Source organism: Halobacterium sp. CBA1126 (assembly GCF_009741975.1).
Classification (GTDB): Archaea; Halobacteriota; Halobacteria; order Halobacteriales; family Halobacteriaceae; genus Halobacterium.
Genome location: NZ_WPCF01000003.1, coordinates 19,900 through 39,591 on the forward strand (window position 1 = coordinate 19,900; position 19,692 = coordinate 39,591).

A 19,692-nucleotide genomic window follows, 5' to 3' on the forward strand; every position below is an offset into this window, starting at 1 on the left:
TTTGCTATCGGCCGATGAGTCCCAGTACCCGTCTGCGAACGTCCTCGGCTGAGTCATATCTTTGGTCATCGGTTGCAGAGAGGACGTCCGCCAGGGATTTCGTGCCGCCCTGCGTTTCAAGTTCATACTCGCCATAGGCCTCGACCAGCTCAGTTGTCGTGGCTGGGCAGTCGTGAGATGTGAGCGCTTCATCAAGATTACCTAGCCGCTCGCTTGGGTCATCGCCCAGCGGTTCCTTCTCATCGCCGCGGGCTCGAGCCTCCTCTACCTCCCGCTCACGCTGGCGCTCCGCTTGCTCATCCCGACCTTGTTTATCATCTGTCATATATCACAGTAGGAAATCCAGGCGGATAACAGTAGGGCTGCTTATCGGGGCAGTGTTCAGATCAGAATTGAACTGTGAGGCGGAGTATTTTCTGCGTGTCCATGACGGAAAACCCTCGCCTCAACGGGTGTATCGACCAGATCGAGTTAGGTTTTGTGAAGCGAGAAGCAATACTGCAGCTGTTGATGAAGATCGATATGTAACTCCATTTGGCTGAAATAACACTTTCGAATACCGTTTCTATTCTTGAGGTATTTGGTGTTGAACGAGCACGTTCGACCGTTCACAACTGAGTTCACAAGCCTGATCTACAGTTCATGGCGGGGAGGATATCAATCGAGAAACACGACATCGATGACGTCCCAGAAACGTAATGTGTTTCTCGTGTACAAACAAGATCCGGTGCGTCTCGTTAATGCCGTGTTTCTCGTCGATGGCGCGACACCACTCCAAGATGCATGCTTTCGGCACGGCCTCGGTTTTCAAATACGAACGTCACGGAAACCGGAATCGCGTTGAACGTGTCTTTCGAGAGATGAAACGTAGAACTCTCTGTTTCTCAAACTGTTTCAGCAACGCCAACGCAGAAACTGCTGATGAGTGGTTAAGCTCATTCAGCTTCGCATGGAATCAGCGTATCTAACCACTACCTCGGCCTTGATCCCTAGTTTTTAGCGAGGTCCAAGCGAGCGGACGTCACCGAAGTGCAATATATGGCCCGACGACGAGCAAGAGGATCGCGAGCACCCGGGTGAGTGTTTCGGCATCGATGGATTGAGCAATCTTCCAGCCGGCGACGACGCCGACGAGTTCGGGAATACCGATCGCGATGGCGAGTGGCCACGAGACTGCGCCCTGGGCCAGGTAGCCGGCCGTCGCGAATGCGGCGACAAACACTGACTGGACTTGTGCGACGCCGACTGCGATCAGCATTGGGACGCCGATAGCCACCAACAGCGGAACGGCGAGGACCGGGCCACCGACGCCGAGGAGCCCGCCCGAGATGCCGACAAACGCCCCGATACCGGCGACACCGAGCGTACCGCGGGGCGTCATCACGTCGAAGTCGCTCCCGGCCGTTCCGTAGCGGGTCCGATAGAAGACGAGGATGCCAGTCAGGGAGACGAACACACCGAGCAGGACGCTAAACGTCGATTCATCGATGAGCGCGTTCAGCCGGACACCGATAAGTGCACCTGCGAGCCCGGTGAGGCTCAACACGAGCGCCATCCGCTTGCCGCCCTGTGAATCAAGCTCGCCGGAGCGCCGATAGCTCTCGGCGCCGACAAGGCCTGTCGCGACAAACGTGGCGCTGGCCGTGCCGACAACGACCGCCGGTGGGAGGTCGGTCAGCGCGACGAGCGCGATGGTGATGAAGATTCCACCCGGACCGACGGCGGTGATGCCGATGCCGGCAAACAGCGAGAGGACGACGAGGACGGCGAGCGTCGTCGTGGGAAGGCCAGCGATCATCGGCTCAGATCCCGCCCGTGAAGATGGCGTTGATGACGAACTGGCCGGCGCTCCACGCCGAGTAGATGGCGAGGAGGATGAGCGTGCTGTTGATGACGTTCAGCTTCCAGCCGTTCGTGTACGCGCCCATCATGTCGCTGTCGTTGACCGCCCAGAACAGGAGGACGGCGGTGATGGGCAGGCCGACGACGCCGTTGTACGCCGGGAAGAGGATGATCATGTCGATGACGCTCAGCCCGAGGTACTGATGGACGAGTGGCGAGAGGCTGCCGAGCGCGACGCCACCGACGTATATCGCCTTGAACACGCGGGTGCTGTTGGCAACCTTACCGCCGATTGCCTCGGGGATCATGTAGGCGGGCGCCCACATGATGGGGATGATGCTGTTGAACGCAGCTGTGAGCGTGCCGGCGAGGAAGACGACCATTGCCCACTCACCAAGGACGGCCGCGAGCGCCTTTCCGGGCGTGAGGAACGTCTCAAGCTGTTCGTAGCCTGCCGGCCGGAGGACCGCTGCGGCGGCAATGATGATCGCGATGGTCGTGATACCCCCGACGGTGTAGCCGATGGAGAGATCGCGACGCATCGTGGGAATGTCCGAGCGGTCGGTCCAGCCCTTCTCCTCGACGAGTTGTGACTCGAGGAAGAAGTTCGGCCAGAGTGCGGTCGTTCCGAGGATGCTCACAGTGAGGGCCATCGAGCTCGGCGATAGCCCTGTCGGGGCGAAGCCGGCGACGACGGCGGTGAGGTCCGGACTACTCGCACCGGCAACGACGACGTACGTAAGCAGGAGGGCGAACATCATCGCGACCATGATCTTCTCGACGGCGTCGTAACTGAGGACGCCGATTATAATGGCGAGGAGTCCCGTCAGATAGGCGAAGGGCATCCATCCGATTGCCTGTAGGTCGAGGAGGACGACGATACCCTTCCCGACAGCGGCGGTGAGTTCGAGCGTCCAGGCGACACAGCCGACCGAGAGCAGGACCATCACGACGGTCGCAAGCGTCGACCCGAGTTTCTCCCGGGCGAATGCGCCTAATGAGTCACCGTGAATACCGAGTCGGGCGCTCATGTCCTGTGCCACGAAGCCGAGGAGCACCGCACCGACAACAGCCCACAGTAGTGTGTAGCCGAACCTGACTCCGGCGGAACTTGCAATAAATACTGACCCCGACCCGAAATAGCTCGCGACCATCACGAGTGCGAGCCCATACCGTTCGAAGAACTCCGAGATCGAGGGAATTGATACACCGTGTATCGCGTGTCTGACACTCATAGCTGGTCGAAAACGACAACCGAACAATCACCAAACTAATGCCCCACCTCGCAGCAATCGACGCGTTAGTTGAATATGTAACTAGGAAGGGAAACACGTTGTGGCTCATCGCCCGGTGGAGGTCAGTCGAGATTGCTCAATACAGTTCTCGAGTGTCTGCTGTGCGAGTCGATCCTCTACAGGCGGAGCAGACTGAGTGCCTGGGGCTTGTCCCCGAGGTACTTTACGGAAATGCAAGGAGATATCCCCGCCCTTCAGGGCGGGAAGAATGTCAAGACGCGGAGTATGGGGATAGGTTCGCTGAGAGCGTTGCTACGGAGTTCTCCGTCGAGGTGGCGGTTCCGACCGACCGGGATCACACGTCGAGCTCACGCACGAGGCCGTGGGCGCCGTCTTCGTCTCACGGTAGGTCGGGCGGTCGACACGAACGCAGTACGTCGCGGCCGACGACGTCGACGAGCAGTTCCAGAAACGGCACTTCGACGACCGGCTGGGCTGGCACGAGACCACCATCTCTCGACAAGCCGTTCGCGACGAGCTCATCACCCAGCTCACAATAGAAGGGTGTGGAAGCCCATTCTTTCAGCCGCGGGTCGCTGACGGGAGCGAGATGGTTTCGTTGACCCTTTTCCGTAGTGTCGCGAGTGCGAGGCGTTCTCGTCGCGAAACGGGGTCGTCGGTGCCAAGCGATTCCCCCTCGTACGCGTTCAGGATCGCACAGGGCGCCTGCTCGCAGTAGGCCACGAGCCGATGTGGGGTGATTACCTCGGCTTGGAGGGGGATGGTGGCGTCGTTGACGAACACGGCGGCAGGGTCGTCGGGCGCGGCGTCGAGGAGGCGGGCCGCGCGGGCGGCGTTATCTGCGGCGAGTGCGGCGGCTTCCGCCTCGCTCTCACCCACGGTTCGAGGTGCGTGCGCGTCCAAAATGCCGTGCCAGGCGTCGTCGGGGATCGTCGTAAAGCGGTCGAGGCGGCCGCCGAGAAGCGTCCCGTCACGTTCGACCTCGGGCGCGAACTCGAGGACAGCAACGCCGGCGGCGCCGTTCCTGTCGATCCAGGCGTCTAGTGCGCGGGCGGTGAGTCGGGTTTTTCCGGCCTGCGAGGGACCGACAATCAGTGTCGACCCCGTGAGTGGGACTTGACGGTTACTCATTGAACACAGCAGGTCTGGTGATCGACAACCGAGCGTATTTCGCGAGGAGCGCGACCGTTGCAGCGGTGAGGATGACAGCGAACGCGAGGATGGCCCCTGAGAGGACGTCGACGCCACCCGCGACCTGTTCGGCGACGAAGTTCGCGGCGAGCGCACCGGTAACCACCAGCAGGCCGAGGCCGCCGAGGTTCGTGAGCGTCGAGGGGGACTTGGGGACCGCCTCGGAGTTCAAGAGGTAGAGCACGACCACGATGGCAAACGGTGTGCCAACAGTTCCGATGGCGAGCACGAGCGCCAGCTGGCTGAGAACCGGACCGCCGATGAACGCGCCCGGTGCCGACAGGAGTGCGGCAGCGACCAGCAGCCCCCGGTAGCGGTTGTCGTCGACGGTGGTTCCCCAGCCGAGCTTGTCCGCAAGGAGGAACGGTGGGGCGATCGTGTTTCCGCCGAGTGTCGAGACTGCGGCGCCGAGTAAGCCGAGGAGGAACAGCCACTCCGCATACCGGCCAGCGAGCGGCCCGAGCGCGCGAGCGGCCTCGACAGCCGAGAGGTCCCCCGTGGTGAGGACGCTCGCCGTCACGAGGAACACGGCAACGCTGTAGACGCCGAACGCGACGAGCATCGACGCGCCGACGTCGAAGGTGGCGAGGCCGTACTCCTCGACGGTCCACTCTCTGGCGCGCATCGTGTACGAGTGCATCGTAATCAGGGTGATGTGGACGGCGCCACCGAGGACGCCCGCGGCGACCAGCGCGCTTCCGGCTGGGAGCGCAGGGATGAGGCCACGCGCGGCAGCATCGGCATCGACGGGCACGACGAACAGTGACGCGAGAAACGCGAAGACGACGCCAGCGACCAGCGCTTTTGCCACCGTTTCGAGGAACCGGTAGCCCCGGGTGGCGAGGCCGACAGCCAGGACGACGGCCCAGACAACGCCCCAGATGCGAGCATCGACGCCGGTGATGGTCTCGGAGACGGTCGCCACCGTCTTCATGATGAGGAGCTGGGCGGACCCCGCGGCGAGCACGACGTCCAAGACGAGCAGCCACGCCCAGCTGTCGCCGAGGTGGTCTTCGACGACTGCGACGATGCCGCGTTCGGTGAGGAGACCCAGCCGCATCGCGAGATACTGGGCGAACGCGCCTGCAACGGCCGACAACACCACGACCCAGAACAGCGCGTAGCCGTACGCGCCGCCGGCCGTGATCAGTGACGCCAGTGACGCCGGGCCCGCGGCGACGGCGCCCGCGACCCACGACGGCCCCATCCGCTGCAGGGACTCTCGTAGCGTCTGTATGGCGGCCGCCCCATCGGTCCGATTGCTCACCGGTGACCACCCCTGTAGTCGCGAGCAAGCACGGACACTTCGTAGATGAAGATCGCGGCGACGCCGAGCACTGCTGTCCAGAGCAGAACCGCGAATGTGGTCGGGCCAAGCGCAGTCACCGGTCGCTCACCTCCGAATTCGATTCGTCGGCGTCGTCGCTTGCGGTCGGTGGAGTATCAGTACCGCCGGCTGACGGCGTCGCCTCGCGTTCACCGACTGACGTGTCGGCGTTTGCAACGGGACCGTCAAGCCGCTGGATCTCCTGGGAGAGGTGGTCGAAGTCGAAGTCGACGTCGCCCAAGCGAGCGGCGAGCAGCGTCAGGGCAGTTGAAACGAAGAACGCGCCCGCAAACGGGAGCAGGTAGGTAGCATCAGGTGCCGGCAGCACACCGCCGAGGGCCGCGTTGGCCGCCGCGTGCAGGCCGAAGGGGAACGGGAAAAACGTGGCGCCGACGGCAAGCCCGCCGAGCGCGCTTGCAAGCGCGCCCGGCCCGGAGAGTTGGCGAGAGAAGAGTCCGTAGATGAGCGGGAAGCCGACCGCGGCGCCAAGCAGGTCGGCGGTGAAGAACAGCCGGAGGACGCTCCGAGCTCGGAGACTTACCAGGATGGCTGCGACCGCGACAACGAGCGTGAGCATCCGGGCACCACGTCGGAGTGCCTGCTCGTCAGGGTCGTTGAGCAGTCGTGGAAGGTCGGCGGTGACGAGACTCGCTAGCGCGTTGAACAGGCTATCGGTTGTGCTCATCACGAGAACAAGCCCAAGCAGGAGGACCGCGAGAACGAGCCAGTCGCCGAACGCCCCCTCGAGCAAGACGAAGAACGCGATGCCAGCGTTATAGCCGGTGCCGCTCGTGACAACAGCGGCGTTCCCGGCGGCGATAACGCCAAGCAGCGTCGCAACGACCATCACCAGTCCGTTTGCAACGGCCGCAGTACGGAACCCCCGCTGGACGGTGTCGGCACCATCGGCGGCGTAAATGCGCTGCCACCACGTCTGGTTGAGCAGTTCCGCACCGAGCACGGCGAACACGAGCGCGACTCCGAACCTGATCCCGGGCACGTACGTCGGATCGAGGAGTGTAGGGTTCACACGCTCGATACCCTGATAGACAGCGTCGGTGCCGCCGAGCGTAACGACGACGGCGGCGACGCTCACGGCGAGGAGCGGGAGAACAACTAGCGTCTGCACCGTGTCGGTAATGATGCTCGCACGGAGGCCACCGTAGCCGGTGTACAGCACGACGAACCCGCCGACGAGAACCGAGGTCTGCCAGCGCGGTACCGCCGCGACGTACTGCAGCGCCTGCGCGATACCCGTGAGCTCCGCGGCGAGAAAGACGAACATGTAGAGGACGCTGACCGCGAGCACGAAGGCGTGCATCGCGGTGCCGTAGCGGACGTAAGCATACTCGGTCAGCGAGTGGCCTTCGGGGATGACTGCGCGGATCCGCGGGCCGAGCTTCGAGTATACGAGCATCGGGACGGCCTCGCCGAGCGCGTAGCCCGCGACGGCGGCAATCCCGTAGAGCGCGCCGGCCTCGGGCGCCGAGAGTAGAATCCACACGCCCATCACCGAGGCGATCAGCGTCGCAGTCGTACGGCCCTCGCTGGCAGAGCCACGGGCCGAGATAAGATCCTCTACAGAGCGAACCTCGCCGCGCGAGACCCAGAGGCCGACCGCCGTGAAGACGGAAAGCGTCGCGACGGTCAACGCGAGCGCCCCCGCGGTCGTCACCACTGCCGCCCACCTCCAGGGACCGTTCCCTCAGGATCGTAGGCCGCGTCGAAGAACGTCGCCTCCAGTTCGACCGCCCGCCGGAAGAGTCGGGCAAGCCGGCGCTGGCGGCGGGCAGATGCGGCCGCGCCCTCGCGGTCGAGTTCATCACGCAGCCAGGCCACGACGTCCGCGAACCTCTCCCCAGTGTGAAGGTCGACCCACTCCGAAAGGTAGAACCGGGTCGGCGCGTCGCCATCGGCGGCAGTGGTCGCCCACTCAAGGTACGTCCATTCGGCGGGCGTGAGGACCGCAAGCGTCTCGGCGTAGCCGCCCTGTCGCGCCGCGCGCTCGAGGAGATCCGTGAACGCTCGCGTCGCCGGCGTCAGATCGGGGTTGTCGTAGGTCTCGGGTTGGACATCGAGAACGTCGAAAGAGCGTTCGAAGTAGTCATCCTCGTCGGCGGTGAGGACGCCGAGGAAATCGACGAGCCAGGACTTCGCGGCCATTGAGGGTGCCTCGCCGACGGCGTGGCCGAATGCCCCGACGAGCGCCTCAATAAAGGCATAGTCCTGAACGAGATAGCGCCGGAAGACCTCGTCGTCGAGGACGCCGCCACCGAGCTCGCGCGCGAATTGGTGGGTCGTCGCCGCGGTCCAGTCGGGCTCGGCGCGCTCGCGAAGCCAGTCCGTGAACCGGGCGTCCACGCGACCAGCCGCGTACGCGTCGAATCCATCCGGGACGACTGCGGTCCCAGGGCCGTCATCGGTCACAGCGACCACTCCTCCTGACGCCAGGCGGCATCCCAGAAGCGGTACTCGTAGCGGGCCGACGTCTCGAAGCGCTCGCGATAACGCTCGCGGTCCGCTTCCGTGGCGTCCGCGGCGACGTCGTCCATCAGAGCCTTGCACCACTCGGTTAGCTTGGTGAACTCCTCGCCCGCATACATATTGATCCATTCGGCGTAGCGGTCGTCGTCGGGTACGCCGCGTTCAGCGAGTCGCTTACCCGTCTCGTTGAACCCCCACATACAGGGCAGAAGCGCAGCGATAAGGTCGCCGAACGTGCCGGTCGCCGCGACCCGCACGAGGAAGTCGGTGTACGCCCGTGTCGTCGGCGACGGGTCGGTCGCCGCCAGCTCCACTTCCGAGATGTCGAACGCCGCGGCGTACTCGCGGTGGAGGTCCATCTCAGTGTTCAGCGTCGAGTCCAAGAGCTCCGCGAACGTACCCATCCGTTCGAGATTTGGCGCCTTCGCCGCACCGTGGGCAAACACTCGCGAGTATTCAACCAAGTAGACGTAGTCCTGCCTAACCCAGTACCGGAACGGCGCCTCGTCGAGCATGCCGTCTCCGAGCGCTTCGACCATCGGGTGTGACGCGATAGCGCCCCAAATAGGCTCCGCCACCCCCTCCAGATCGTCCGTAAATCCCATGTACGGACCTTATGACATCACCAGTAATATATCTGGATGGTACCACACAGGAATACACTGTTCGTGACAGTCCAACTCCATCTGATGACGCGGAGCTCATACAGCGGGGGGCCATACCTCGCTCTACGTGGAGAATCGTGGAACGTTGATACGTTATGGCCGAGACAACCAGTCTTGCCAAAGGCGGTGAAGACCGACGATGACACGACAACCGGACTTGAGGACGGTAGATCGATATTCGGAGTGTCGGCAGCGACAGGCTGACGGGCACGCACTGGCCGCCCAAGTTTTCATCCGCCAGTAACCAACTCCAAGCCTCGACCTCCCTGTCAGCGATTAAATGCGGCCACTTTGACTTCCTCCCACCCCTGAAGGGGTGGGATTCCGCTAACACCGCTGTCATGGCTCTCTTTGTATGAACTCCGCCGCCGCCCACTGTGCGACGTATATTCGTTAGTCATCGATGTCTTGATAGTGATTACTGCGACTGTTTTCACGGCCGGTGTCGAAGGACGCCGGTTCAGACGAACGAACCCGGTCCATCCCCCGTCCGTCGTTCTACGGCTCGAGGATAACCTTCGTAACCCCTTCCTCGCGGTCGTCGAACTTCTCGTACATCTCGGGCGCGTTCTCGAGCGGTTCGCGGTGTGAGAGGACGAAGCTCGGTTCAGCGCGACCCGAGACAATCAGATCACGCAGGTGGCGGTTGTACGCTTTCACGTCACACTGTCCGGTCGCGAGGCCCTGGCCCTTCTCGAAGAGCTTCCCAAAGTCGATACCGAGCCGACCCTGAGCTTCCATTTCACTGATGGTCTCCGGTGCACCGGGATCTTCGGGGAGGTAGAGACCGACGATACCCATCCGACCCGTCGGCTCAACGACGCGGATCAGCTGGTTGATGATGATACCGGGATTTTCCTGCGTCGGGTCGTAGGACTTGTCGTTGTCGCGCGTCTCCTCGGGTTCGACAGACTGATAGCCGACGGCGTCGACGCCCTTGTTAACCTCGCCGCCGTGCTCGTCGATGATCTGTTCGACCGGATCTGCCTCCTCGAAGTTAATGGGCGTCGCGTCACAATGCTCCTCAGCGAGTTCCAACCGGCTCGAGACGCGGTCGACGACGTATATCTCCGAGGCTCCCTTCAGCTTCGCGCTGTAAGCGGCCATCAGGCCGACCGGACCAGCACCGAAAATCGCGACTGACTCACCCGGCTGGAGGTCGGCGAGTTCCGTCCCGTGCCAGCCAGTTGGAAAGATGTCCGCCAGCATCGCGAAGTCGTCCTCGTGGCCCTCATCAGGGAGCTTGAGTGCGTTGAAGTCCGCATACGGGACGCGCATCCGCTCGGCCTGGCCACCCTGGTAGGGGCCCATACCGACGTAGCCGTATGCGCCGCCGGCGGGGACGCTTCCCTCCTCGTTGACGTTCAGACAGAACGCAGTCTTCCCCTTCTCGCAATTCCGGCAGTGGCCGCACGCAACGTTGAACGGAATCGAAACGCGGTCGCCGACTTCGAGGTCGGAGACGCCGTCACCGGCCTCGTCGACGATCCCCATCGCCTCGTGACCGAACACGATACCCGGTTCAGCCGCTGTTCGGCCCTCGTACATGTGGAGATCGGATCCGCAGATACACGTCGACGTGACGTCGATAACGATGTCGTTCGGATCTTGAACTTCCGGATTGGTGATCTCTTCTACCGCAACTTCGTGTTCGCCTTTGTATACAACACCTTGGATTGACATTTGGTATCAGTCCACTCATTAGATGTCTGCACCTACTTTGTGAACCTGATGGCCAATATATATGTCATGAAGTTCTGAGATTGGTACGCTTATCTGTAAGAGCGAATATTCGGGGTTTTGATCCGCTCTGATCGCAGATATCAGTTCGTCACTCGGGCGACACTACTCCCGATCTCCCGAAGGTATCGACTGCGACAGATGAGCGATCCATCGTATCCTCGTCGAGCAGCACCCGTTTCGGACAGCCACGGTGGATCTCGATTGCGCAACATCGATGGCGTGCGGATCGGAATAACGGCCGGCTGGTTCCTGCGAGAGCCGAACGCGGAGCAACCCAGCTGATACCCCACACCAGAAAGCCCACGGCTTCAGCCGTGGGAGCAAGCGCGGACGCTTGCTGTGACTTCGAGACTCAGTTAGAAGCACCCCAGAGGCCCAGACGTGGTCGGTGGGACGGGCTGTCTGTCAGCCACCCTCGAAGTCGGGGACGCTGAACGAGTCCCTCTGACTCCCAGTTCAAGAAGCCACCTGAGAAAGCCTCTCGTTAGAAAGCGAGCGGCGTGGAGGCTTTCCACTGTGGAGCGCGAAACCACGGAAGTCCACCGACAAGTCCACCGCTTCAGCGGTGGGTAGCTGACACGGTAGTTCTTTTCCACTGTAAATCTGGACAACCGCGCTGGTACGTAGGTTTGTGTATCTATCGCCGTACTTCCTCGGAGACTAACTCGGCTAATGGTACCGGCTGGTTGTGTGGGTGGTTACTGATACTGCTGCTACATAACGGTGGTCAGGCCATCGGCGAACCCCTCGACTGGGATTAGTCGTGAGCGACAGTTGTGTTTCGTAGTGGCCCACCACAGTCGGGACACTCATCTTCATGGTCTGGGGTTTCGACACCGGCGCCACACTCTTGACACACATACAACGTGGATTCGGAGGGGGCAAGATTAGTTTCTACCATAATCAATCATTATGTATGGGGGCAGATAAGGTATGGGGCCTATTTTCCGGATAGTGTTCAGATAAGCTGATTCCATGCGAAAGCGAACGCTTGCAACCAGTTTTCGACGGTCTCTGCTCTGGCATGGCTGAAACAGTTTGAGAACTGGTTGGTTCGGCGTTTGACTTCTCGGAAGACGCGTTCCACGCTATTCCGATTCCCGTAGGTTTCATGCTGGAATCGTAGTCCATGACGGTGACAAGCCGCCTGCAACCATGGCGCACCGTCGACGAGAAATACCGAATTATCGACCTGATGTTTCTCTCGAAGCTCTGAGAGAAACATCGAGCTGACTGCAGTAGTTCTCGTCGGGTAGAGTCGAGCGTGAAGCAGGCGATTCGTCGCGGGATCGACAGCAGCGTACAGCCAATACTGTTCGTCATTGAGCTGGATCACAGTTTCATCGACGGCGACGTGATCCGGGTTTGCACCGTCAAGCGGCTGTAAATCGGCCTTCTGCACCCAGTTGTGAACGGTGGTTCGACAGCGGTCGACACCCAATTCACCGAGGATCGTGACGGTATCCGACAGCGAAAGCCCAGCCAGATGGAGTTGGATACCGAGCTTCATCGCCGACTCGGGTGTCGCCTCTCGCTCCATAAAATCTAACTCGAAGCCGTCGCTACCACCGGTGAGGCGGGCGGTTTCGAGCATAGACCACTCAAAGATCGTCCCGCCTCACCCTTCATCCTTATCTGAACACCGCCCGAACACGAGGACGAGACGCGAGGTCAGCGCAAAACCTACCACCGTCGGTTCCGCTTCCCGAAGAACGTCGAGGACGAGGACATCACGGCGCAGTACAATAACGGGATTCTCGAAGTCCGGTTGCCGGTGATAACGGGAGCCACCACCCGTGGCAAGCAGATCGAGGTTCAGGCCTAACAGCGGCTCCATACCTCGTCACCGGGGTGTCGATCGATAGCCGTTTTTTCCGTGAACAGTCGAGGTGAGAACCATGCGACTCACGGTCAAACAGCTCAAAAACCGCGATCCAGGAAGCGGCATGGCAGTCATCGATCGTGAAGCGCTTCAAGAACTCGGCGTCAGCAGTGGTGACTTCGTCGCAATCGAGGGTCGTGACGGTGGACGAACAGTCGCCCGCGTCTGGCCTAGTAACACGAGCGACGCGGGGCACGGTATCATCCGTATCGACGGGCAGCTCCGACAGGCAGCGAACGTGAGCATCGACGATCGCGTCGAGGTCGAAAAAACGGAGGTCGAGCCAGCGGACCGCGTTACCGTCGCCCTACCACAGAATCTCCGGATCAGGGGCGATCTCAGCTCGCACCTCCGCGAACACCTCACCGATCAGGCAGTGACCGCGGGACAGACGGTAGCGTTCCCGATCGGGTTCGGTATGTTCTCCGGACGATCCGGCCGCCGCATCCCCTTGACGGTGGTCGATACACAGCCGAGCGGGACGGTCGTCATTCAGAATACTACCGACATCGAAACCGCCGACCAGAGCACACAAGAGGTTTCCGTCGAATCGGGTGACCCCGACGATTCGCCCACTCCTGGCGTCACATACGAGGACATCGGCGGGTTAGACGACGAACTCGAACAGGTCCGAGAGATGATCGAGCTGCCGATGCGCCATCCCGAGCTGTTCGGGACACTCGGTATCGAGCCACCTAAAGGGGTGCTGCTCCACGGCCCGCCGGGCACGGGGAAGACGCTGATCGCGAAGGCCGTCGCCAACGAGATAGACGCTCATTTCCAGACGATCAGCGGCCCGGAGATCATGTCGAAGTACTACGGGGAGAGCGAAGAGCAGCTCCGCGAGGTGTTCGAGGAGGCCGAGGAGAACGCTCCCGCGATCGTCTTCATCGACGAACTCGACTCGATCGCCCCAAAGCGAGAGGAGGTCAGCGGTGACGTCGAGCGACGAGTCGTCGCCCAGCTCCTCTCGCTGATGGACGGCCTCGAGGAACGCGGCCAAATCACGGTCATCGGCACGACCAACCGCGTCGATGCCATAGATCCGGCGCTCCGCCGTCCCGGCCGGTTCGACCGCGAGATCGAGATCGGCGTCCCCGACCGCGACGGACGTGAGGAGGTTCTCCGAATCCACACTCGTGGGATGCCGCTCGGCGATGGCGTCGATCTCGAACGCTACGCCGAGTCCACCCAGGGGTTCGTCGGCGCTGACTTGGAGAATCTTGCCAAAGAGAGCGCGATGCACGCGCTCCGACGGATTCGGCCGGAGCTGGATCTCGAAGAGGAAGAGATCCCTGCGAAAGTCCTCGATTCGATCGAGGTGACCGAGAACGACTTCAAAGAGGCACTGAAAGGCATAGAACCGTCGGCGCTCCGCGAAGTGTTCGTCGAGGTTCCCGATGTCACCTGGGACGACGTCGGCGGCCTCGATGACGCGAAAGAACGTCTGCAGGAGACCGTCCAGTGGCCCCTGGAATATGCCGACGCCTACGAGCGAGTCGCACTTGATCCGGCGAAGGGCGTCCTGTTGCACGGGCCGCCCGGCACCGGCAAGACCCTGCTGGCGAAGGCCGTCGCCAACGAGGCCAACTCGAATTTCATCTCGATCAAGGGTCCGGAGCTGTTCAACAAGTACGTCGGGGAATCCGAAAAAGGCGTTCGTGAAGTGTTCTCGAAGGCCCGCGAGAACGCACCCACGGTGATCTTCTTCGACGAGATCGACGCGATCGCATCAGAGCGTGGTCGGGGCGTCGGCGACTCGAACGTTGGCGAGCGTGTGGTCTCCCAGCTCCTGACCGAACTCGACGGCCTTGAGGAGCTCGAGGATGTCGTGGTGATCGCCACGACCAATCGCCCGGATCTCATCGACGATGCTTTACTCCGGCCTGGACGGCTTGATCGTCACGTTGAGGTAGATGAACCGAACGAAGCGGCCCGGCGTGAAATCTTCGAGATCCATGCCAGAGGCAGACCCTTGGCCGACGACGTCGACCTCGACGAACTCGTCGAGCGGACCGACGGCTTCGTCGGTGCCGACATCGAAGCAGTCTGCCGCGAGGCCGCGACTATCGCAGTCCGCGAGTACGTTCGCGCGACTGCGAGTGGCGAATCGGCCAACGTCGACGAGATCGAGCTGACGATGAACCATTTCGACCAGGCACTCGAGGAGGTCGACTCAAACGTCGGGTCCGGAACGCGGGAGTTCGAGGGGACACCTGAAGCGGTGTAGAACTCGCGGCCGTCTCCTACGTAGTTGAATCGTCGGCTCGATCCCCTCGGGGGCCATCGGCTTCTTCGATTTGTTCGGTCACACGCTCGTCGATCTGTTCGTCTATATCTCCAACCTCGGCTTCGACTTGTTCTTCGACCTCCGCTTCGAGGCGTTCGGAAACCTCTTCACCAACCTGCTGTTCGATCTCATCACTGACCTGTTCCTCGACCCGGATTCCCACTTGTTCCTCGACCTCGTCCGCGACGGCGTCTTCGAGTTCGCTCTCGACCTCCTCGCTGACGGCGTCTTCCAGCTCCGCCTCGACTTCGGCCTCCACCTCCTCGGAGACGGCCTCGTCGAGTTCGGCCTCGACCTCGGCTGCCACTTCCTCGCCGATGCGCTCGTCGATGTCGCCGACCTGGTCGTCGACCTCGTCGGCGACCTGGTCCTCGGCCTCGGCCCGGACGGCCCGCTCGAGGACGCGCTCGTAGATCGACATCTTCTCCCAAACTCTCAATAGGTAACCGATGACAAGGCCTCCCTCGAACGCGGCCACCCGGGGGTCGATACGGAATACGAGATACCCGAAGCCGGCGATGAAGAGCAAGCCGTACACCAGTTCGACGTGAAACTGCGTCTGTCTTCCTTGGAAGCGACCACTGAGCGTACTCAGTGACATCGTTATCTGATATCTTCGTGTTTCGTGTCCAAAAGCCTAACTTGGAAACTTAGAGAGGTAGCCACCCGATTTCTGGTTCGATATCACTCCGGCGTAGGCAACTCATACGAGAAGGTGGAATCGCTCCGCCGCCTCGAACGTGATGAAGGCGATAACACCAGCGACGGTTGGGGTGGCAATCCATGTCGTCACGATTCGTTTCGTAGTAGAGGGGTCGAACAGATCAAGCTGGTCAGCTGCCCAGTCCGAACGTTCCGCATTTGAGAGCCCTTCTGGTCGGACGATCGCGTGAAGGGGAACTCGACGGCTCGCCCGCCCCCATCCAAGCCCGATGACACACGCGGTGAGCACGACGCGAGACTCGCCGGGATGCCGGCCCAGCTCAGGCCGGTGAGGATCGAGGCCGCGATCGTTTCGGCGATCAGCGACGCTTCCAGCGATAGGTCCGTGATGTCCTCGCCAACGGTCTCCATCGTCCGGGGACCGATGGTGAAGGCACCGATCCCGATCGCCACGCCCGCGATCGCGACCCCCGGTATCATCTCGATCTGCCCGGAGCCGACGAGTGGTGCTACAGCGTTGGCGACGTTAGAGGCCCCGGCCGAGAACGCCATATAACAGCCGATCCCGATCACGACGAGTTCCGCGAATCGGCCCGCGTCGTCGGATTCGAAATCAAGAACGTCCACGACCGCGTCGTAGAAGTACCGCCCGACGAACGCACAGATCCAGAAGGCGAGGATCGTCGAGAGAACCCACCACATACCGACGACGCCGACGGTCCGCCAGTCAAGAACGCCGAGTGCTGCCCCCATCCCGACGACAGCGGCGACCGCTGTCTGGCTGGTACTGGTCGATACCTTGAGAACATTTCCGAGTAGGATGCCAAGTCCGATGAACAGGAGGACGCCGATCGACGCTCCGAGCGTGAAGTACTCTGCAGGGACGAAGTCCGTCCCCAAGGTATCGACGACGTTCGTGCCGATAGTGAACCCGCCGATCAGTACGAACACGGCCATCAACCCAGAGGCCTGTCGCATCGATAGCACGCCGCTTCCGGTCGCCGGCCCGAAAGCCACGCCGGTAGATGATCCTCCGATGTTCACGCCGACGAAGATGGCCGTTGCTATGCCGATGAGGAACACCACCGATAGCGCCATACGATCGGATATAGGGCATAATTCTGCAAAAGAATATTGATTTCGTGAGGGCGAGTAATTCCTAAGTGGATCCAGACAATATTTTCTGTTGGTATGACCCTCCAGCCGTGGCTGTATACGCTCTTCGTAGTCGTCGGAGGGTTCCACGTGCTCGCTGTCCTCTATGCGTATTGGTCCAAGCAGGTTTCCGACGATGGCGTGGAACCTGCGGACAGCACTGAACAGTCAATACAATTAAGAGAAGTCGATTGCCCAGAGTGTGGGATTACTAACGAACGAGGATACAGGTACTGTGCGAACTGCGTGTCAGAACTCCCTGGCAGAAGCAATGTCGACGGAATGCCTATCGCACCTGTCGGGCGGCAAATTTTCTGATTATTCGATCCGGTCACCGGCAAATGAAAGAGTCAGCTCTTCGCCCTCGTAGATATTGATGAGTTCATTGATGATTTCGTCATAGGATTCGTCGTCGATTCGTAGATTGTCGAGTCGGTTGACCGTCTCCTCATTAAGGTCGATCTTCGGCATATGCGGATTATGGGGTTCCTCGTTTGTAAGACTCACGAAACGGTTGATGGAGGAAGGACTGGGGAGCGTTCCAACCGATCTTCTGATTACCACTAGACGTCGCTTTCGTAAACATTCATAGACATTTCCTAGTTGACCAACTGATCCATCGTGAATGCGTGTTCTGTGATCCCGTCTTTGATGACTTCACCGGCGAAATCGAAGGTCTGGTACCCTATCGAACTTCGACTTTATCGTTGGACGCTCATCCGTAGCAGTGAGTACCTCCTTGTGAGTAGAGTTCATATGGGGTCTCAAAATAGTCAGCAGAGAAAGCGCGAACGAGGTCTATCTGCCTGACGGAGACGATCGTCTGGAGTATCTCCGTGATCAGGCCACTGTAAAATTGCACGGATATGATGCCGGTTTGGTAGAGTACTGGTAGAACAGTTGAACGGATCAGAAACTTTCAGGTAGAGTGGTTCCACTCACTCCAGCGTGATTGTGCAAACATGCAAAAAACACCAATTAAAACCCATCTAATTCACGCTTTGGCAGTTATAAGCTAAATTGCGGTCCTATAGTCGAAGGCCTCGGCACTCATACCCTTCATTACGTTTTCGAGGACTAGGACGTCGTAATTCAATCCCGCCAAATCCCTCAGTAGGTTCGGCAATCCCGCGTAGAGTTTATTTCCCCCTCAATGGGTGAGGGGCTCGCTGTACTGGCGAGTTCCCGAAACACGGTGAGAACGATGGCAACTAGAGACATCTACGAGAGCGGATTCGACGAAGACGTCCGAACGGAATCGAGTGCGAACCAGTGTCCCGAGTGCGACGGCCGGGTCACCACGAACGCGGTCGAAACGGTCTGCGAGGACTGTGGTCTGGTCATCGACGAACAGCGCATCGATCACGGGCCAGAGTGGCGGGCGTACGACGACGAGGAGTGCGAACGAACGGGCGCCCCACTCACTGCCGCCCGGCACGATCGCGGCCTGTCGACGGAAATCGGTCGCGGCACCGATGCCAAGGGGAACGAGATCCCTGGAAAGAAGCGACGGCGACTCGCGCGGATGCGCCGTGAGCAGACCCGAGGGCGCTGGCGGTCGAAAGCGGAACGGAATCTCGCCCACGGATTGGGCGAAGTGCGTCGGTTGACGAGTGCCCTCGAGCTCTCCGATTCGGTTCGCGACCAGGCGTGTCAGCTCTTCCGGAGCGCCCAGAACGAGGATCTGCTTCGTGGCAGATCCATCGAGGCCATCGCCGCGGCCAGCGTCTACGGGGCCTGCCGGTGCAACGGCCTCTCGCGGTTAGTGGACGACGTTAGCGAGATGGCCCGCGTTGCGGAGTCACGAGTCACGAACGCGTACAAAACGCTGAACGAAGAGCTGGGCCTCCCCGCTGAACCCGTCTCCCCCAGCATGTTCGTGCCCCGCCTTGCGTCGGACCTCGAGTGTCCAGACGAAATCCGACAGCGGGCCCGGGCCCTCGCGGAGGAGGCCGAGGAGCGCGGCGTCACGACGGGCGTCCATCCGGCAGGGTTCGCAGCGGCCTGCCTCTACAAAGCGGGGCAGGAACAGGGGCAGTGGGTGACACAAAGCGACGTCGCAGAGACAGGGAACGTCACGCCAACGACTGTCCGGACGCATTACGAGACGTTAGCGGAGCAAGTAGCCTGACAACACACCTGCACAACCACCGTTAGATAATTTTCTCAGGAAACTATTTGTTTCTCTACCGTGTAGCACCCAGTATGACCGAGACGTGGGACGACGTCAACGAGCAGGTCAAAGCGGACTGGAAGGACGACACCACGCCGTTCGAGCGAGTGTACGAAATCGTCGAACAGACCCACGATGGGCAATCGGCCGCCGAAATCGCCGATCGAGCGCTCGTGAGCGAGCCGACGGCGCGTCGCCACTGCAAGACGCTCGTGAACACCGGGTTCGCCGAGACGGAACAGGACGGCCAAACAACGCTCTATAAGCGCAATAGCGACCGGGTGTTGATGTCCCGAATCCGTGAGCTGCGTGCGGAAGTCGATCGGACGGAGTTGCTCGACAGCATCAAGGAGATGAAGGCCGAGATCCGGCGCTACGAGGACCGCTACGACGTGGTGTCACCGGAGGAACTCGCCCAGCAACTCGACGCCGACGAGACAGCGGGCTGGGACGACCTCACGGCGTGGCGAACGACACGACAGAATCTCGCCGTTGCCCAAGCCGCACTCGCCTACGACGAGGCCAGCCACCAGCTTGCCGTATGAGCGAGGACGACCGCGCCGGCGAGTTCGGGCCGATCTATCTCCCGGCGCTGCAGCGGATCCGAGATCTCTGGCTCGAGCTTGAGCCGCTCGTCGACGAAACAGGGTACGACGACGTCGTCGCACCCACGGAACTACAGATTAGTCTCAACGACGGGCTCGCCGATGCCGAGAGCGCTCGGCTCGATATCCAGTGGAGCGAACTCGGGATGTACTCGTTTCACTACGTCGATAGCGACGACGTCAACTGGCGCTTCGATCGCCACCCGAACACCCACTCTCCCGAGATTCATTTCCATTCGCCGCCCGAGGCCACGACGACGGCCGCCGAGCCGTCCTGTATCGACGTAACCGAGGTGTCACTCGTGACGCGTGCCGTTCACGCGATGTGGCGCGCAGCGTACGAGAAGCGGGATCTGGATCGACTGAATAGCGCAGCAAATCCACCATAGGAATGCCCACTGGACGTGACCGCCCGG

17 protein-coding genes and 4 pseudogenes are annotated in these 19,692 nt (G+C 61.1%); 7 read left to right on the plus strand and 14 right to left on the minus strand.

The window, feature by feature from the left end; genetic code table 11:
* Positions 1 to 4 precede the first annotated feature (4 nt).
* On the minus strand, positions 5 to 325 hold the full coding sequence (locus GJ634_RS00710) for a hypothetical protein (protein ID WP_157499934.1): 321 nt from the start codon (positions 323 to 325) through the stop codon (positions 5 to 7).
* A 101-nt stretch (positions 326 to 426) separates the two neighbouring features.
* Here GJ634_RS00710 and GJ634_RS00715 point away from each other — a divergent pair.
* Positions 427 to 968, plus strand: a pseudogene (locus GJ634_RS00715) (IS6 family transposase).
* Between the two features lie 53 nt (positions 969 to 1,021).
* Here GJ634_RS00715 and GJ634_RS00720 read toward each other — a convergent pair.
* Together GJ634_RS00720 and GJ634_RS00725 are read right to left on the minus strand one after the other, a co-directional pair.
* The gene (locus tag GJ634_RS00720) at positions 1,022 to 1,798 is read right to left on the minus strand and encodes a sulfite exporter TauE/SafE family protein (protein ID WP_157499936.1); all 777 of its coding nucleotides are present in this window, start codon (positions 1,796 to 1,798) and stop codon (positions 1,022 to 1,024) included.
* Between the two features lie 4 nt (positions 1,799 to 1,802).
* A complete protein-coding gene (locus tag GJ634_RS00725; RefSeq protein ID WP_157499938.1) occupies positions 1,803 to 3,077 on the minus strand; it encodes an NRAMP family divalent metal transporter in 1,275 nt (424 codons plus the stop codon).
* Between the two features lie 332 nt (positions 3,078 to 3,409).
* Here GJ634_RS00725 and GJ634_RS16795 point away from each other — a divergent pair.
* Positions 3,410 to 3,633 (plus strand): annotated as a pseudogene (locus GJ634_RS16795) (hypothetical protein); the annotation flags it as partial.
* Positions 3,634 to 3,659: 26 nt separating this feature from the next.
* Here GJ634_RS16795 and GJ634_RS00735 read toward each other — a convergent pair.
* The 8 genes from GJ634_RS00735 to GJ634_RS00770 all read right to left on the minus strand — a co-directional run bounded on the left by GJ634_RS00735 (position 3,660) and on the right by GJ634_RS00770 (position 12,102).
* Entirely contained in the window at positions 3,660 to 4,229 is a 570-nt protein-coding gene (locus tag GJ634_RS00735) for a hypothetical protein (protein WP_157499940.1), read from the minus strand.
* Entirely contained in the window at positions 4,222 to 5,496 is a 1,275-nt protein-coding gene (locus GJ634_RS00740; protein ID WP_157499981.1) for a divalent metal cation transporter, read from the minus strand. Before GJ634_RS00740 ends, GJ634_RS00735 begins: the two co-directional genes overlap by 8 nt.
* Positions 5,497 to 5,671: 175 nt before the next feature.
* Positions 5,672 to 7,294 carry a sodium:proline symporter gene (locus tag GJ634_RS00745; protein ID WP_331713922.1) on the minus strand — a complete coding sequence of 541 codons (1,623 nt, stop codon included), beginning with the start codon at positions 7,292 to 7,294 and terminating at the stop codon, positions 5,672 to 5,674.
* A complete protein-coding gene (locus tag GJ634_RS00750; protein ID WP_394350859.1) occupies positions 7,288 to 8,052 on the minus strand; it encodes a TenA family protein in 765 nt (254 codons plus the stop codon). The genes GJ634_RS00745 and GJ634_RS00750 overlap by 7 nt, the downstream gene beginning before the upstream one ends.
* Positions 8,040 to 8,705: a thiaminase II gene (tenA, locus tag GJ634_RS00755; protein WP_157499941.1), complete on the minus strand. Its 666-nt coding sequence runs from the start codon at positions 8,703 to 8,705 to the stop codon at positions 8,040 to 8,042. The genes GJ634_RS00750 and tenA overlap by 13 nt, the downstream gene beginning before the upstream one ends.
* A gap of 558 nt (positions 8,706 to 9,263) precedes the next feature.
* Positions 9,264 to 10,442 (minus strand): glutathione-independent formaldehyde dehydrogenase, encoded by a 1,179-nt coding sequence (locus GJ634_RS00760; protein WP_331713928.1) that lies wholly within the window; start codon positions 10,440 to 10,442, stop codon positions 9,264 to 9,266.
* An 823-nt stretch (positions 10,443 to 11,265) separates the two neighbouring features.
* Entirely contained in the window at positions 11,266 to 11,409 is a 144-nt protein-coding gene (locus GJ634_RS00765) for a rubrerythrin-like domain-containing protein (protein WP_157499945.1), read from the minus strand.
* 57 nt (positions 11,410 to 11,466) lie between these two features.
* Positions 11,467 to 12,102 carry an IS6 family transposase gene (locus GJ634_RS00770; RefSeq protein WP_157499947.1) on the minus strand — a complete coding sequence of 212 codons (636 nt, stop codon included), beginning with the start codon at positions 12,100 to 12,102 and terminating at the stop codon, positions 11,467 to 11,469.
* 54 nt (positions 12,103 to 12,156) lie between these two features.
* Here GJ634_RS00770 and GJ634_RS16800 point away from each other — a divergent pair.
* Positions 12,157 to 12,333 (plus strand): annotated as a pseudogene (locus tag GJ634_RS16800) (Hsp20 family protein); the annotation flags it as partial.
* 73 nt (positions 12,334 to 12,406) lie between these two features.
* Positions 12,407 to 14,620, plus strand: coding sequence for a CDC48 family AAA ATPase (locus GJ634_RS00780; protein WP_157499949.1), 2,214 nt, complete (start codon positions 12,407 to 12,409; stop codon positions 14,618 to 14,620).
* 16 nt (positions 14,621 to 14,636) lie between these two features.
* On the opposite strand, the gene GJ634_RS15240 is transcribed toward GJ634_RS00780, so the two are convergent.
* From GJ634_RS15240 to GJ634_RS15245, 3 genes and pseudogenes are all read right to left on the minus strand, one after another.
* The gene (locus tag GJ634_RS15240) at positions 14,637 to 15,281 is read right to left on the minus strand and encodes a hypothetical protein (RefSeq protein WP_197425346.1); all 645 of its coding nucleotides are present in this window, start codon (positions 15,279 to 15,281) and stop codon (positions 14,637 to 14,639) included.
* A 102-nt stretch (positions 15,282 to 15,383) separates the two neighbouring features.
* Positions 15,384 to 16,441, minus strand: a pseudogene (locus GJ634_RS00790) (inorganic phosphate transporter).
* Between the two features lie 375 nt (positions 16,442 to 16,816).
* Positions 16,817 to 16,969 carry a hypothetical protein gene (locus tag GJ634_RS15245; RefSeq protein WP_197425342.1) on the minus strand — a complete coding sequence of 51 codons (153 nt, stop codon included), beginning with the start codon at positions 16,967 to 16,969 and terminating at the stop codon, positions 16,817 to 16,819.
* 733 nt (positions 16,970 to 17,702) lie between these two features.
* On the opposite strand from GJ634_RS15245, the gene GJ634_RS00795 reads away from it, so the two are divergent.
* The 3 genes from GJ634_RS00795 (at position 17,703) to GJ634_RS00805 (ending at position 19,665) form a co-directional block, all read left to right on the plus strand.
* Positions 17,703 to 18,629: a transcription initiation factor IIB family protein gene (locus tag GJ634_RS00795; RefSeq protein ID WP_157499987.1), complete on the plus strand. Its 927-nt coding sequence runs from the start codon at positions 17,703 to 17,705 to the stop codon at positions 18,627 to 18,629.
* A 74-nt stretch (positions 18,630 to 18,703) separates the two neighbouring features.
* Complete coding sequence (locus GJ634_RS00800) at positions 18,704 to 19,216, plus strand: winged helix-turn-helix domain-containing protein (RefSeq protein ID WP_157499951.1); 513 nt, start codon at positions 18,704 to 18,706, stop codon at positions 19,214 to 19,216.
* Positions 19,213 to 19,665, plus strand: a complete 453-nt coding sequence (locus tag GJ634_RS00805) for a hypothetical protein (protein ID WP_157499953.1) — start codon at positions 19,213 to 19,215, stop codon at positions 19,663 to 19,665. Before GJ634_RS00800 ends, GJ634_RS00805 begins: the two co-directional genes overlap by 4 nt.
* Positions 19,666 to 19,692 lie beyond the last annotated feature (27 nt).

Bases quoted from the DNA above. Each gene is read 5' to 3' on its own strand.
- GJ634_RS15240 (WP_197425346.1), bottom strand. From the start codon at position 15,281: ATGTCACTGAGTACGCTCAGTGGTCGCTTCCAAGGAAGACAGACGCAG.
- GJ634_RS15245 (WP_197425342.1), bottom strand. From the start codon at position 16,969: ATGCCGAAGATCGACCTTAATGAGGAGACGGTCAACCGACTCGACAAT.
- GJ634_RS00770 (WP_157499947.1), bottom strand. From the start codon at position 12,102: ATGCTCGAAACCGCCCGCCTCACCGGTGGTAGCGACGGCTTCGAGTTA.
- GJ634_RS00710 (WP_157499934.1), bottom strand. From the start codon at position 325: ATGACAGATGATAAACAAGGTCGGGATGAGCAAGCGGAGCGCCAGCGT.
- GJ634_RS00740 (WP_157499981.1), bottom strand. From the start codon at position 5,496: ATGGGGCCGTCGTGGGTCGCGGGCGCCGTCGCCGCGGGCCCGGCGTCA.
- GJ634_RS00780 (WP_157499949.1), top strand. From the start codon at position 12,407: ATGCGACTCACGGTCAAACAGCTCAAAAACCGCGATCCAGGAAGCGGC.
- GJ634_RS00805 (WP_157499953.1), top strand. From the start codon at position 19,213: ATGAGCGAGGACGACCGCGCCGGCGAGTTCGGGCCGATCTATCTCCCG.
- GJ634_RS00735 (WP_157499940.1), bottom strand. From the start codon at position 4,229: ATGAGTAACCGTCAAGTCCCACTCACGGGGTCGACACTGATTGTCGGT.
- GJ634_RS00725 (WP_157499938.1), bottom strand. From the start codon at position 3,077: ATGAGTGTCAGACACGCGATACACGGTGTATCAATTCCCTCGATCTCG.
- GJ634_RS00800 (WP_157499951.1), top strand. From the start codon at position 18,704: ATGACCGAGACGTGGGACGACGTCAACGAGCAGGTCAAAGCGGACTGG.
- GJ634_RS00720 (WP_157499936.1), bottom strand. From the start codon at position 1,798: ATGATCGCTGGCCTTCCCACGACGACGCTCGCCGTCCTCGTCGTCCTC.
- tenA (WP_157499941.1), bottom strand. From the start codon at position 8,705: ATGGGATTTACGGACGATCTGGAGGGGGTGGCGGAGCCTATTTGGGGC.
- GJ634_RS00765 (WP_157499945.1), bottom strand. From the start codon at position 11,409: ATGGTAGAAACTAATCTTGCCCCCTCCGAATCCACGTTGTATGTGTGT.
- GJ634_RS00795 (WP_157499987.1), top strand. From the start codon at position 17,703: ATGGCAACTAGAGACATCTACGAGAGCGGATTCGACGAAGACGTCCGA.